Origin of the sequence: Limnothrix redekei LRLZ20PSL1 (genome assembly GCF_043235035.1) — a bacterium.
Taxonomy (GTDB): Bacteria; Cyanobacteriota; Cyanobacteriia; order CACIAM-69d; family CACIAM-69d; genus CACIAM-69d.
Window position 1 is genome coordinate 24,986 of record NZ_JAZAQF010000081.1, and the last position, 15,343, is coordinate 40,328.

Below are 15,343 nucleotides of genomic sequence, written 5' to 3' on the forward strand. Positions count from 1 at the left end.
AGCGCCCTGAAATGGGCTGACTGCCCTGGATTTCGCCGCTTCTGGGCAATGGAAATGGAATCTTAGTAATGGCTGATTCCAATCTTAGCTGGCTGTTTTCAGTTTGCCCCTAGCCACCAATCTGGGACATGGTACGGGCGTAGCGTCCAGTGGTTCCTGATTCGCGATTTTTGAAGTTGATCTCTGGTTTGGCTTGGATCAGTTGGCTGACTTGGGCCCGCAAGTCCTGGAGGTCAATGCCCGATCGCAGTTGGCTTTTGAGATCGATTTGGCTCGACTCATTCAGCAAACAGGGGCGCAACCAGCCATCGGCCGAAAGGCGCATTCGATTGCAGCGATCGCAGAAGCATTCGGACATTTGGCTAATGAAACCGATCGTGCCCTTGGCCCCCGGAATTTGGAACACATCGGCGGGACCATTGCCGGCGACCCAACCCGTGGTCAGGCCCCAGCGAGAGCGAATCCGTTGACGCAACTGTTCTGAATCAATCCAACCCCGATCGGCAAACAGATCCTGGTTCCCGATCGGCATGAACTCAATGAACCGCACATGCCACTGGCGATCGAGCGTCAGGGCGGCCAAGGCTTCCACCTCTTGGTCATTGATGCCCGGAATCACCACCACATTCAGCTTCAGCGGATCGAAGCCCGCCCGGTGAGCCGCTTGGATCCCATCCCAAACCTGTTTCCAGCGCGATCGCCCCCGATTCCCAATAATGACATCGAAGGTTTCTGGAATCAGGGAATCCAAGCTGATATTAATCCGTCGTAGCCCTGCGTCGTAGAGCGGTTGGGCCAAATCCTTCAGCAAAAAGGCATTAGTGGTGAGAGATAGGTCCAAGGTTTCTGGAAACTGCGCGATCGCCTGGGTAATTTCCACCACCCCTGGCCGCAATAGGGGTTCTCCCCCCGTGAGTCGAAAGCGCCGAAACCCCGCCGGCATCAGCACTTCCCGCAACAACAGCAGCAACTCCCCATCGGTCAGCAAATCCTGTTGCAACGCAAACTGCAAATCTGTTCCTTCGGGCATACAGTACTGGCAGCGGAAGTTGCAGCGGTCAATCAAACTGATGCGCAGATAATCAATCGTTTCAGCGGCCATAAGTGCCCAACCCAGTTCCTGACGAACTTGTGCGCGGCGATGTGGCCAATCATTATTCAGGATCTCGACCAAAATCCGTGCTTTTTCTTGACGGGTTCGTTCATACCCAATGGGTTATCCTTAACCGGCTTAATTGGTTCATTCATCCGCCCCATGGGTTATCATCGGGGCATTCAACGGCCATCTAGGTTGGTACACTTCTTTTGGCTCGTTAGCCCCTAGGGGCTGGCTGTGCCCGCGCTGTCCGCCGTGGACTGAGCCGCCGATCGCCCGCCCGCTTCATTCGGTTTGGTCGATCGCGTTTGGTGTCCTCGTTGCCAGCCAACGATTCGCCAGCTCAGGGCCTTCCATTCAGCCGCCGCAATTCATCAATTTTTTTTTGAGTCCAATCCTGAGTCCAATCTTTCGGATTTTTCGGATTTTTCGGATCAATCAGTTTTAATGACCTAGCGTCGGGCCGCAGCATCCTGCCTTGGCAGTCACGGTAACTGACTAGCCTAGCCCGATCGCTCCTATTGATTTCTTCATCAAAATGGCCGCTGGCAGCGAGGCTGTCCGATATGCTATTCCGTCTACCTTCTCGCTGACGACCCGTGACTACCGAAACCCTATCGCCCACCGTCACTGCTCCTGACTCCCGAGTCAATCGCCAGTTCATTGCCATTTTGGACTTTGGTTCTCAATATTCCGAACTGATTGCCCGTCGGATTCGCGAAACCCAGGTTTATTCCGAGGTTCTGTCCTATCGCACCTCCGCAGAGCAACTGCGGCAACTTAGCCCCAAAGGCATCATCCTGTCCGGCGGCCCCAGTTCCGTCTATGCCGATGGTGCGCCCCTGTGCGACCCGGAACTGTGGAACCTGGGCGTTCCCGTGTTGGGCGTTTGCTACGGAATGCAGTTGATGGTGCAGCAGTTGGGCGGCCTCGTGGAAGCAGCCGATCGGGGCGAATATGGCAAAGCGGCCCTGTTTGTGGATGACCCCACCGATTTGCTCACCAACGTGGAAGATGGTTCCACCATGTGGATGAGCCACGGAGACTCCTGCACCCAGTTGCCCAGCGGGTTTGAGGTTTTGGCCCACACGGACAACACCCCCTGCGCCGCGATCGCCGATCACCAACGCAAACTCTACGGCGTGCAATTCCACCCGGAAGTGGTGCATTCCGTCGGAGGCGCGGCCCTAATTCGCAACTTCGTTTATCACATCTGCCAGTGCCAACCCACCTGGACCACGGAAGCCTTTGTGGAAGAGGCTGTGCGCGAAGTGCGGGCCCGCGTGGGCGATAAGCGGGTGCTGTTGGCCCTGTCGGGTGGAGTCGATTCCTCCACTTTGGCCTTTTTGCTGCACAAGGCGATCGGGGACAACCTCACCTGCATGTTCATTGACCAGGGCTTCATGCGCAAAGGCGAGCCAGAGCGCCTGTTGAAGCTGTTCCAAGAGGAATTTCACATTCCCGTGGAATATGTCAACGCCCGTCGCCGCTTCATCAATGCCGTGGATGGAGTTGCCGATCCTGAGCAGAAGCGCAAAATCATTGGCCATGAATTCATTGCCGTCTTTGAAGAAGAATCCACCCGCTTGGGGCCCTTCGATTACCTGGCCCAGGGAACCCTGTACCCCGACGTGATTGAGTCGGCGGACACCAACATGGATCCCAAAACCGGCGAGCGCGTTGCCGTGAAAATCAAGAGCCACCACAACGTGGGCGGGTTGCCAGACAACTTGCGCTTCAAGCTGGTGGAACCGCTGCGGAAGTTGTTCAAGGACGAAGTGCGCAAGGTGGGCCGAGCCCTTGGCTTGCCTGAAGAGATCGTGAAGCGGCAGCCCTTCCCCGGACCGGGCTTGGCCATTCGGATCTTGGGCGAAATTACCGATGAGCGGCTGGATATTTTGCGGGATGCGGATTTGATTGTGCGGCAAGAAATTAACCGCGCCGGCCTTTACAACGACGTTTGGCAGGCGTTTGCCGTGTTGTTGCCCGTGCGTAGTGTGGGGGTGATGGGCGATAAGCGCACCTATGCCTACCCGATCGTGCTGCGGATGGTGACCAGCGAAGACGGCATGACCGCCGATTGGGCTAGGGTTCCCTACGATTTGCTGGAGACCATTTCCAACCGGATTGTGAACGAGGTGGAAGGGGTTAACCGGGTGGTCTATGATGTGACTTCCAAGCCGCCGGGAACGATCGAGTGGGAGTAGGGCTAATCATGGGTTGGCTCGATCGATCTTGATCAATCTTGATTAACCTCGATTCACGGAGCTTGGCCGAGATTCGTTGAGGTCGATCACGCCAGGTGCCCCCAAGACCAACCCTCTAGCGTAACGAATTTTCCCCAATTTAACCGATCGCTCCCCAATCTCCCCGCTCAATTCGTTGATGCGGGGACGGTCATCCTGTGGAAAACTAAACATTTTCTGTGGAAAACTCGGCCGCCCTTGTGGAAAACTCAGGATTTTTAACCGATCATTAAATTTTCTTTAAACTTCCTTATGGGTGATCGAGTCCATGCTGTAGGTCAACTGATCACTCTGATAACCATTGGGTTCCACGTGAATGGTCATGCGCACGGGATGGTAGTGCTCGCACAGGGCTGACTCCACCGCTTCCGTGATGTCGTGGGCCTGGCGCACGTCCTCCGCATCCACCACCAAATGCATTTCCATAAAGACTTGCCGCCCCAATACTCCCCGTGAGGCTATGTCGTGGCAGTTGACCACACCCGGCACGCTCATCGCCAGGCTGTGAATTTCTTCAGGGGGAACGGCCATGGCATCAATCAACCAAGGCAGGTTCGATCGCAGCACATCCCAGCCACTCTTGAACACCAACAGGGCCACAGGGAACGCCAGGGCCACATCCAGCCAACGCTGTCCCCACCAAACACCCAATAGCCCCCCAATCACCGTCATCGTGATCCATACGTCACCCATGGTGTGGCGAGCGTCGGCTAGCAGAATGTTGCTGTGAAGCTTTTGGCCCCAATGGCGTTCGTAGAGGGCCACCAAGATGTTGATCCCCAACACCAGTACAGTCAGCCCGATCGCCGGGCCGGAGACATTCACGGCCTCGCCCTGGCCGGTTAATCGCTCGATCGCCCCTTGCGTAATTTCAAAGCAAGCCACTCCCAAAAACGCAGCGATCCCCAGGGCCCCAAGGGCTTCGTATTTCTGGTGACCGTAGGGATGTTCCCGATCGGGGCGAGGATCGGCTAGCTGGCTGGTAACCAACCCCAGCACGTTGCTGGCACTGTCCGTCACGCTGTGCAGGGCATCGGCCAACAGGCTCAAGGATCCGGTGGCCCAACCCACGAGGGCTTTGATCACCAACACCAAAAGATTCAGCAGCAGCGTCAGCCACAGGATATACCGAATCTTTCGCTGACGTTTATCGGGGCTAAGGAAACTGGCAGAGGCAGACATGGTGTTAGGCGGTGGTCAAGCCAAGAGACCGCGAGGGAGGTTAAGAAAGGATCAATGCTTTCGAGCATTCTTTTGAGCATTAATCTTCAAAAGAATCAACATTGATCGGCATCAGCATCTATCAGGATCAATGCTTAAAAGTATCAATACCTAAAAGCGCTAATGTGCAAAAGGATCAACACTCAAAAACATTCTCAAAAACATTAATGTGCAAAAGCATCAAGACTCATCAACGCCACCGGATGTATCAAGGGTGGGGCGATCGGGAGCAGATTCAGCATCCAACTTCTTCGCCCGTTGCTCTTGGAATTGTTGCCAAATGCCGGCAGACCAAAACGACACCAGGGCGATCGAAAACCAGTTCACGCGATCGTTAGAAGCGCCTAGGGCCACCGCCGGCCAAATATAGGGAGCAACGAATTGCAACAGGGCGATCGTGCCAAACAAACCCCATCCCAATTGGCCATAGCGTTGCCAAATCCAGATGCCTGCCAGGGCCGCTAGGATGGGCATCCAACCATAAAGGAACTGCAAACCAGTATCGAGTGTTTCCATGAGCCTTGTCAGTGATTGGAAAAATGGGGTGTTTGGCAACTTATTGGTTGGCAACTTATTGGTTGGTAACTAGTTCATTGTTAGCTAATTCGCCGGTAACTCATTCACAGGCGCAAATTCAGCATAAATTCAGCACAAGTTTAGTTTGAATTAACTGATTTGCCAACTGGCTGCCTTTCCGGTTAATGAATCTGGCTGACTAACTAGAAAACCAATCAAAGAATCAACCAGAAAACTAGCCAGAAAACTGATAGGCAAACTGTGTTTTAGTAATAGCCTTTGGGTCATACCAATCAGTGAGGGATTGGAGACCATCAAACAGTTTTTTGGCACGGAGGGCGCTGCGAGCGGAGAAGTTTTCTGCATCTTCTCCATAGGCAAAGGAAAACTCAACCACGGAAGGCTGTGTTTGGCGATCGGGGTCTACGTACCAGGCGGTGAGGGCTACTTCTGCATCCTGTTTGCCAAAGTCGATGATTGCCCCGCGTTGCACAAACTCTTTGGCAACAAACTGATTCACAACGGTCAGGGGTTTGCTGGCCGATAGCTCCAGGGAATCAACCCCCGGGAAGTTGGTGGCCAAGTCCCCGATCGTTGTCCAATTTGCCGATTCCACAACGGCACTCGTGGAGTGGGAAAACTGACTGCGGAAGGGGGGAACAATGTCCTCTTCAAATTTGGTTTCGCCCTTGAGCGTGGGGGTGGAAACATCTGCACCCCAGGCAATGTAGCGATCGGGCGATCGATACTTCAGCATCACCTTCGTGCGGGCGGGTTTGCCGGCCTTCAGTTCCACCCGACGGCGCACGATGTAGCCGGTGTTGAGCAAGTCATGTTCTGGTGTGTCCAAAAACACCACTTCCCGCTTCACCAATTCGCTGAGTTCGCCCGTCACCTTCAGGCCCAAACCTTCTGCGAGGTTGCGCACAACTAACCAAAATCGATCGACTCCAGCCGCCCGATCGGTAAATTGATTAGCCTGCAAAATCACTTTGTATTCACGAGATGCAACGCAAGACATGGGCAAACCTTCTAGAAAGTAGTGTTCTGGGAAGGGAAAACAGTGGGAGTGATCAGGGCCACGATGCGATCGTCAATGGGTCGATCGACTCATCAGAATCGTTACTGATCAATATTTGGGGTGGCTGAAAACACCTGAATTATCACTCAGCTTACTGCTCCTTAATCCTTCATAACCTAAATTCTTTGAAATGGAAGACTCAAGTTCATGAACTGTCACTCAGTATTGCTCCAGCTATTGCTCCAGCCATTGCTCCATAACTGCCAATCATTGCCGTTTGCTAGCGACCATGATTGCGAGTTATTCGTGATAGCAACATTGCAAGTGGAAATTTATAGGAAACCATCCCCGATCTCAACACTTTGACGAAATCGGCCGATATGTTTTGGTCCATGGCAAGCGGTGATGCGATCGCCTAGATGGCATCATGATCAGCCAATGATCAGCCAATGAATCGGCCATCACAGACTAATGGCTAGCGCATTAATCACCAATCATTTGCTAATGACTGACCTGTCAATGAGCTGTTAATCATTTACCAATGGCAAACAAGCTGGTTGGCCATTAATTGCTAATTACTGAAAATAGATATGGCCTCGGCCTCGTCTGTTTCGCTTTGAGATTTGGGCTTACGACCTAAGAGCCAATAGGTGGTCATCATGCCGCGTCCTTTGACTTCTAGTTCACCGCGCGGCTCTAAGAGGAATTCTTGGCGCAAAATTTCGTAAACCGCTTCGGTGACCTGAATTTTGCCGGGTTCCCCCTGGGTTTCCATGCGGCTAGCCACATTTACGGTGTCGCCCCACAGGTCGTAGGCAAATTTCTTGATGCCAATCACTCCGGCCACCACGGATCCGGTGTTGATCCCAATCCGAATTTGGAAAGGCTTGCCACTGGGGGTGGTGAATTTGGAAATGGCCGCTTGCATGTCCAAGGCCAGTTGGGCCACGGCGTGCACATGGTCGGGTTTGGGGACGGGCAAACCGCCCACGGCCATATACTCATCCCCGACGGTTTTAATTTTTTCGAGGTCGTGGTTTTCGGCCAGTTGGTCAAAGGTGGAGAAGATTTGATTGAGGAGGTTCACCAGCTCGATCGGGCGCATTTGGGCAGAGACGGGCGTGAAACCAACCAAATCGGCGAACAGAATTGTTGCTTCGGCATATTGTTCCGCCAAGGATCCTTCGCCCTGTTTGAGGCGCTCGGCGATCGCCTTGGGCAAAATGTTCAGCAACAGGCGATCGGACTTTTCTTGCTCCATCACCAGGGCTTCTTCCGCCTGTTTGCGCTCGGTGATGTTTTGAATCGTGCCTTCGTAATACAGCAGTCGCCCATCTCCATCGAATACCGTGCGGGCATTTTCGGAAACCCAAAAGGTATCGCCATCGCGATCGAACACTTGCGACTCAAAGTTATAGATCGTGCCTCGATCGGCAATGACCGTGAGGAAGCTGTCCCATCGTTCTGGATCCACATAGAACCGGCGGGTGCGGTTTAAGCCTAAGGAGCCGAGCATTTCCTCGATCGAGTCAAAGCCAAACATCTTGGCCAAGGATTGGTTACCCCCCAAAAACTGACCATTGGGGGCGCACTGAAAAATCCCTTCCACCGCGTTTTCCACAATGCTGCGGTAGTTTTCTTCGGCCCGTTGCAAGGCCTCTTCCATTTGCTTGCGATCGGTCACATCCCGGGCCATCGCCAAGAAAATTTTCTGGCCTTGGGATTCGCGCATTCCCACCCGGGTTTCCACGGGCAAGGTACGGCCGCTCTTGCAGCGATACATACCTTCCACGGTTACGGGTTGCCCCGGTTTCATCATGGCCCAGATTCGATCGTGCTGATCCAAGGAAGCCAGGGTGTCGATCGCCCGCACATTCATTTGCAGCAACTCCGCCTTGGAGTAGCCCAACACGGTGCAAACCTGTTGGTTTGCATCCAGAATTTGCCCATGCACGTCATGCACCAACATCAGATCGCCGCTGGCCTGTTCCGTCAGCATTCGGAATTGGGCTTGGCTTTCGCTGAGGGCCTGCTCCGCCTGTTTGCGCTGAGTGATGTTGTCCGTAATGCAAAGCAGATAGGCCACGCCTCCGTTGGGATCAAACAGCGGCACTTTCACCGTGCGCAACACTAGGGATTCATTGGGCCCGGTCACCTGCTCTTCGGGAATTTCCAGCTCGCGCCGCTCTTCTACGGCCTGCACGTCCTGTTCCAGGATGGTGGTGGCTCGCTTAATGGGAAACAAATCATCGGCGTTTTTGCCCAAGGCCCGATCGCGCGGAATACCGAAGAGCTTTTCACTGGCTCGATTCCAGAGCACAAACCGGAAATCCTGCCGCACATCCTTGACATAAACCGCCAACGGGATATGTTCAATGATGCCGTCGATGAAGCGCTTGGCCCGCAGCACCTCGGCAATCAGCCGCTTGCGCTCGGTGATGTCTCGAATTGCCAGAACGGCACTGGTTTGGTTGTGGTTGGGTGCGCCGTCAGGATCCGGCAGCGTCACATTAGACCAAGCAATTTCCAGGGAATAGCGATCGCCCGCTGAGTTGTGAAATTCGTAAGCCGTGTTGCCCGAGCCGATTTCCAACGCCCGGGTGACCGGATGCAGAGGCGTAGGCAGTTGTTTGCCACGATGGATCAGAGGCAAGCAGTCGATTAAATCTTGGCCAATGACTTGCTCATGGGACTGTTGGACTAACCGCTCAAAGGCAGGATTACACCATTGCACCTTGCCCGCTGGATCCGTCCAAACGAGGGCATCGCGCACGGAGCCAAGAACCGTTTCCAGCTTCTCTAGGGTCGATCGCAACTCATCGCGGGACACCTCCAACAGCGCCAAGGCCCGCCGCCGCTCCATTTCCTCCAGGCGCTGTTGGGAATAGCGCAGGTCTTCCTCTAGGCCTTTGTAGTCCGTGATGTCATGGACCACCAACAGGGCGCATTCCATCCCGTGGAGATAGAGCAACTCCGCCGACAGCAGCACCGTGCGGATATCTCGGCCCTTGGTGCGCACTGGAATTTCCTGGTTGCGGATGCTGCTGCCCCGTTGCAGGGCCTGCATGACGGCTAGGCGATCTTCCGCCCGCAGCCAGATGTTGAATTCCATGCTGGCAAAGCCCATCATTTCCTCGAAGCTATAGCCAAAAATGTCGAGGAAACTGTCGTTGAAGTCCAAAACGCAACTGTTATCCAGTTGCATCAGACAAATGCCACTGGGGCTGGCGTAAAAGATTTTAGAAAACTTGGTTTCGGAAAGGCTGAGGGCACTGGTGCGTTCGCGGATGCGTTCTTGAAGGGTGTCCCGATCGCGCTCAAAGGCCGCCATGGCCGCCCGCAACTCCCGCATCATCAGCCGCACTTGGCGGGCAGCTTCATCTAGCTCTCGCAGACCCGTGGGTTCAATGGGCCCCGTAATGTGACCGCTGGCCATGGTTTGGGCCGTTTGGGCAAACCGGGCCAGGGGTTGCTCAATCAGCCGCAACAACAACCAGGCCACACCCAGGGCACAGCCCACGGAAAGGAAGAGCACAGCGACGGTGAGGGCATTGCTGCCCGGATCGCTGAGGCTATCGATCGGGGCGGCCACCAACACCACCCAGTTAGGTAAATTCGGATTCTTCAGGGGTTGGGCCCAAAGGCGATAGGTTTGGTTGCCCAGACGAATTGTGGTCGATCGCTCCCCATCCCATTGTTCTAAGGGGCCGCTAGCCTGCTGCCAACGCTCCAACAACAGGGGCCAGCGATCACGGGCTGGCGGTTGACCGGCCTGGGTCGATCGCTCACTCAGGGCCAACAGTTGCCCCGATCGATCCACCACCGCCACATCCACATCCCCCAACTGGGCCAGTTCCACCCCCAACGGTTGCAAAGACACCGCCGACACCGACACCCCCAAGCGCCGGCCATCGGCTCCCACCACCGGCTCCGCGATCGCTGCGATCGGGGTTGCCGTCTGCTCGCTCAGGGGCCACAGAAACCAAGTGGGCCGGCCCGCCAAGGTGGCTGCCCGAAACCAAGCCTCCCGCTCGATCGCAAAATCGCCCTGGCTGCGCAGCAGACCCGATCGATCCCCTTGGCTATTGGTGTTGTAAATCGCCAGTCCTTGATTCGGCTTCGGCGGCACAGCCCACAGCAGCAAAGATCCCGTGTCTGTGCGCTCCACCGCCGTCAGGGCCCCATTGTCTCGGCCAAAAGCCGCAAATCGCAAGGCTCGCGATCGCTGGGACTGTTGCCACAGCCAACGCTCCAGGTCTTGGGGACTTTGGGCCCACTGGCCCCAGCGGGCCCCATCACCCAAGGATTGATTAAGCTGAATTGCACCCTGCAAGTGGCTCACCAGTCGATCGCTAGCCCGGGCCCCCAACACCTGCTGCCATCGTTGGGCCGTGCGATCGCTCAAATCGCGCACCTGCCAGCCATAGATTCCCTGGCTAATCACCAACGCCACCCCCACCGGCAGCACCACCCCCAACCCCAACAGCCAACGCAACGACAGCCGCCTTGGGCTGCCGCTGATGCCATCGCCTGTCTGTCCTCCCACCAAACCCATTCGCTTTGTTCCTTTGTGGCCGTTGGGCAACCCGATCGCTCAGCCCCCAACCCCTTTTATCAGGCTTTGGTCAGCCCATCAGCCTCGCTGCGTCCAGTTTGTCCTACGCTCATGTCCTAGCTTAATCAACAAAATCATCAATCCAATATCACCATCTCGATCGTCACCCCGATCGACAAAAAAGGAGGATGTCCCCATGGAACATCCCCACCATTATCTTCAAATTGTTTCAAATCCCCGGGCTTCAATGGAAAGGATCCAGAAATTGAATTCCCAAACCAGCTTAGATCCGGGTTTCTATCTGCTCCCTAAACCTAGTCTCGAACCAACTTCGACGCTAGGACTCAGAACCCTTACAGGCCCACACCCACCAGCGTTTTTTGGGTCAGACGCTCATAGGCCGCCCGCATCTTCAGACCCGTCAGCACTTGGAACAGACCCGAACCATTGTTCGAACCGGGATAGTCACGGTGCTTCAGCAACAGTTCCGTCATCTCGCCGTAGTACTTCGCAGACGTGTTGCTCAGGTGGCTTTCCACGTAAATCATCTCTTCGAGATTCTCAAACTGACCATCCACTTCCAGCACCGAAACTTGGTTGCCGTAGTAAGTATCAGGCCCATAGAACAGCTTCATGCCGGGGTAAGAGCAGGTCAGCTTGCGGCCACAGGGAGTCCAGTGGATCGTAGAGCCTTCATCGAACAGATACACCGGCTCGAATCCTTCAACACCCGTGCGTTGCATCATCCGCACGCGCAGGATCTTGCGCTCTTCGTCATTGGCAATCAACTGCGTCGGCAGAATTTGCAGCACCACATCGGCGTGGGTCTTTTGCGGGTCAATGTAAGCTTCAAAGTCCGGACGACGGGCCTCGATCGCGGTCAGCACATCCTCATAGGTGTGACCCCGTTCAGCCATGTCGCGTTGAATCTTCCAAGCGATTTTCACCTCATCGCTGATATCGAGGTAGACGCTAAAGTCCAACAGACTGCGAACGCGCTCGTCATAGAGTGGGTGCAAGCCCTCAATCACCACAATGTGGTTGGGGTGTACCACTTCCGGCGGATCGATCAGGCCGGTTTCGTGGTTGTAGATGGGCTTATTGATGGTTTCGCCATTCTTAAGGGCTTTGATCTGCTCATACATCAGATCAAAGTTATTGGCTCTCGGATCCAGAGCCGTCACACCCGCTTCCTTACGTTGCTTGCGGTCTAGACTGTGGTAATCGTCCAGACAGATCACGGTCATTAACTCTGCGCCGAACAAGTCTTCTAGGCGACGCAAAAAGGTCGATTTACCGCACCCGGAATCGCCGGCCACACCAATTAAGACGACGCGATCTGGCTTGCTGGTCATAAGTTTCCTCTATATCACTAGACACTTTGGCTGGGATGTGTGGCGTGTTCGGCAGCGAACAGCGCCTAAGAAAATCCCTGCAATTATCGCAGTCAATTGATGCACGATCAAAGCGACTCGATCAAAATCATGCACTACATCGGGTCTGCGCTCTATTTGGCATGAACTACAGTGGCATGAATTGCACCGAGAACCGTTGCTTTGGGAAATGAATCGACAATTGATGATCTCCAAAGGAGAGGGCAGCAAGTGCTGATTCGAGACCCCAATGAAGCGGTCATTGACCTGTCGCGATCGCCGCAATCAGCGATGTGCAGGGCCGGGGCCGATCGAGCGTTTCGTCAATCGCTGGGTTACCGTTGCGAAGTTACCGTTGCGAAATTACGAAACAGTGATCGATCACCAACGCATTACCGGAAGCAGGCTACCAGGAGATTGGTTACCCACGAACTGCTGGAAACCAGCACTCCCCAAGCAACTTCCGCAAGCGTTAACCGCAACGTTGCGATCGCACAAGTTGTTTAACGAGCACGTTGTCTAAAATTAATAGTTCGTTAAGTATTTTTACTAAGCGAACCGTCAGTAGCGTATCAGACTGATATCGTTCGTGCAAGTTTAGGTTAATGGGGGTCTTGCCTGGCCGATCGCCCCATTCCTTACCTGGCCACCGAGCTGTCATTGCCCCTGCAAGCGCAACCGTTTCTCGAATCCCAGCGAAGGCCTTGCATCAGAGGGGCTAAAATCTTTGCAGATCGAAACCCACTCCTAAACGTTGATTAGAGTCATAGCAAGTCATGTATAGTCCCAGTGCAGCCGGGAGCGCCAGCAACACAACTGCCGGAAACCGCGTATTTCGTTACGAAGTAACCGGGTTACGTCAAAGCAGTGAATCCGATAAAAACGGTTACGCGATTCGCAAGAGTGGCAGCGTGTTCTTTAACGTGCCCTACAGCCGCATGAATGATTTCATGCGTCGCATCGCTCGGCTCGGGGGCAAAATCGTCAACATTGTGGCGGTGACCGTGGATTCGGGCCATGATGGCTTGACCCCAGCCGCTCCGGTGGCCGCCGCCGCCGCTCCGGAACCGACCCCGAGTGCTCCGGCCGAGCCGCCCGCCGCCGTCAGCCATGAGCATATTTTTCCCACTGATGTACCGGTCAACACCTACAAGCCCAAAAATCCCTTCACGGGCAAGGTGATTTCCAATGAAGGTCTGGTGCGCGAAGGTGGCGAAGGGGTGGTGCAACACATCACCTTTGACCTGAGCGGCGGCAACCTGCGTTATCTGGAAGGTCAAAGCATCGGCATTATCCCGCCCGGAACGGACAAGAACGGCAAACCCAACAAGCTGCGTTTGTACTCGATCGCCTCGACGCAGCATGGTGACTTGCTCGATGACAAAACGGTTTCCCTCTGCGTTCGCCAATTGGTTTACACCAACGAAGCGGGCGAGCGGGTTGAAGGGGTTTGCTCCACCTTCCTGTGCAACGTGAAGCCCGGCGATGACGTGACCATCACGGGGCCCGTGGGCAAGGAAATGCTGTTGCCCGTGGATCCGAATGCCAACATCATCATGATGGGGACTGGAACCGGGATTGCACCGTTCCGCGCCTTCCTGTGGCGGATGTTTAAGGAAAACAACCCGGATTACCAATTCAAGGGCCTCGCTTGGCTGTTCTTTGGTGTGGCTTATACCGGCAACATCCTGTACAAGGACGATCTGGAAAAAATGCAGGCGGAAAACCCTGACCACTGCCGGATCACCTATGCCATTTCCCGGGAACAGAAGAACGCCCAAGGCGGCAAGATGTATATCCCAGACCGCATTAAGGAAAATGCGGATGAGCTGTGGGCGTTGGTGCAACAACCCAATACCCATGTTTACATCTGCGGTCTGCGTGGCATGGAGCCGGGCATTGACGAGGGGATGTCGGCGGCTGCGTCTAAGTTTGGTGTGAACTGGGCGGATTATCAGAAGCAGATGCGCAAGGAAGAGCGCTGGCACGTGGAAACCTACTAAACCTTGAGGATTCGGCTCCTACCCCGGTTTTGGGCTGGAATGGCTGAGTCGGTTTAGGGATTGCCATGACATTGAGGGGGCTGTTGCGATCGCGACGGCCCCTTTGTATTGGGTATTGAGCTTGTATTGGGTGTTGAGTTTGATTGGCTTTGGGTTGAATGGGTGGTGAATGGCGAGTGCAAGCTCTACCAATTCAAGCTCTACCAATTCAAGCTCTACCAATTCAAGCTCTACTAATTCAAGTTCTACCAATTGTCGTCCCAGTCATCATCGGGGGCCGATCGATCCCAATCGTTGACCTGAGGGGCGGTGGATTGGGGGGCGGGCGGAGTCAGAACGCGATATTCCGCATCGGTGACGGAGCGCGATCGCTCGGCGGGCGGCGGCAATTCTGATTCTGGCTTTGAAGATTCTGTGCCTTGGGCAGTTGCGGCGCGATCGGCCTTGGGCGGTGCTGCCGACGTTGCTGGTTTTTCTGGCTCTGCTATTACTTTTGGTGCTTCTGCTGCTGGTTCTTCTAAATTGTCCTCGCTATTGTCCTCGTTCCGCTGATAGCGAATGGAGTAGCTGGTTCCTTCGCGGCGGGTGGCAGCGGGGCGGGCGGGTGCTTCAAGGGGCTTAGGCTCTGGTTTTGGGGGGGCGGCCTGAGGGGGGCGGGCCGGGGCCGGGTCGGGGTCAAAGGGGCGATCGATCCGATTGGTCGATCGGGGGCGATCCGGAGGCGGCGATGGGGTCGATCGGGGTGGACTCGGTTGGGTTCGGTTGCTGTCGGGAGCCGCTTCTGACCATTCATCCCACTCCGGATCGTGATTCCAACCCTTCTGCGGGCGATCGGGCACAGTCCAATCGGCCAATTCCTGTTCCAGTTCGGCGGCAGTGGCGGAAGGGCGCGGTTCCGCTTGCAGGGAAAACAGGCGCGATCGCCAAGAGGTATTGCCCGGTTGACCTTGCGCTTGGCCCTCGTTGGCCGATTCCCCGCTGCCCCACTCGTCCTCTGACTCATCGCCTAAGGGCTGATTAATCAAACGCTGACGGGGCGATCGAGACTGCTCGGATTCGGGGGTTGACCGTCGATCGATCACCGGACGGCGGGGCGGCCGGCCCAGTTGAACCAACAGGCCAATCAGGCCCATCGTTGCGGCCCCCGCAGCCACCGCACCAGCCAGCCACCACCCCAACGGCAAAACCACCATCGGCCGGCCAAACACCACCAAAGGCAGCAGGGGCAAGGGGTTTTGAACTGCTAACAACAGCAATCCCACCACCAACAGTAGCAATCCCAACAGGCGCGCCATTACCCGCTCTCTCTCCT

The 15,343-nt window shown here is 55.2% G+C and carries 9 protein-coding genes; 2 read left to right on the forward strand and 7 right to left on the reverse strand.

Annotated features, from left to right (window positions below):
* Window positions 1–109 precede the first annotated feature (109 nt).
* Entirely contained in the window at window positions 110–1,102 is a 993-nt protein-coding gene (gene moaA / locus VPK24_RS14080; RefSeq protein WP_393014275.1) for a GTP 3',8-cyclase MoaA, read from the reverse strand.
* A gap of 593 nt (window positions 1,103–1,695) precedes the next feature.
* Here moaA and guaA point away from each other — a divergent pair.
* Window positions 1,696–3,303 (forward strand): glutamine-hydrolyzing GMP synthase, encoded by a 1,608-nt coding sequence (gene guaA, locus VPK24_RS14085; RefSeq protein ID WP_393014277.1) that lies wholly within the window; start codon window positions 1,696–1,698, stop codon window positions 3,301–3,303.
* A 279-nt stretch (window positions 3,304–3,582) separates the two neighbouring features.
* On the opposite strand, the gene VPK24_RS14090 is transcribed toward guaA, so the two are convergent.
* The 5 genes from VPK24_RS14090 to VPK24_RS14110 form a co-directional block, all read right to left on the reverse strand.
* Window positions 3,583–4,524: a cation diffusion facilitator family transporter gene (locus VPK24_RS14090; RefSeq protein ID WP_393014279.1), complete on the reverse strand. Its 942-nt coding sequence runs from the start codon at window positions 4,522–4,524 to the stop codon at window positions 3,583–3,585.
* Between the two features lie 219 nt (window positions 4,525–4,743).
* Complete coding sequence (locus tag VPK24_RS14095; RefSeq protein WP_393014281.1) at window positions 4,744–5,079, reverse strand: hypothetical protein; 336 nt, start codon at window positions 5,077–5,079, stop codon at window positions 4,744–4,746.
* Between the two features lie 235 nt (window positions 5,080–5,314).
* Entirely contained in the window at window positions 5,315–6,100 is a 786-nt protein-coding gene (locus VPK24_RS14100) for a hypothetical protein (RefSeq protein ID WP_393014283.1), read from the reverse strand.
* Window positions 6,101–6,671: 571 nt separating this feature from the next.
* A complete protein-coding gene (locus VPK24_RS14105; protein WP_393014285.1) occupies window positions 6,672–10,655 on the reverse strand; it encodes a PAS domain S-box protein in 3,984 nt (1,327 codons plus the stop codon).
* A 353-nt stretch (window positions 10,656–11,008) separates the two neighbouring features.
* On the reverse strand, window positions 11,009–12,010 hold the full coding sequence (locus tag VPK24_RS14110) for a phosphoribulokinase (protein ID WP_099532239.1): 1,002 nt from the start codon (window positions 12,008–12,010) through the stop codon (window positions 11,009–11,011).
* Window positions 12,011–12,804: 794 nt separating this feature from the next.
* Between VPK24_RS14110 and petH the strand changes: the two genes are divergently transcribed.
* On the forward strand, window positions 12,805–14,031 hold the full coding sequence (gene petH, locus VPK24_RS14115) for a ferredoxin--NADP reductase (protein WP_393014287.1): 1,227 nt from the start codon (window positions 12,805–12,807) through the stop codon (window positions 14,029–14,031).
* Window positions 14,032–14,276: 245 nt separating this feature from the next.
* Here the strand turns inward: petH and VPK24_RS14120 are convergent, their stop codons facing one another.
* On the reverse strand, window positions 14,277–15,326 hold the full coding sequence (locus VPK24_RS14120) for a hypothetical protein (RefSeq protein WP_393014289.1): 1,050 nt from the start codon (window positions 15,324–15,326) through the stop codon (window positions 14,277–14,279).
* Between the last annotated feature and the right edge of the window lie 17 nt (window positions 15,327–15,343).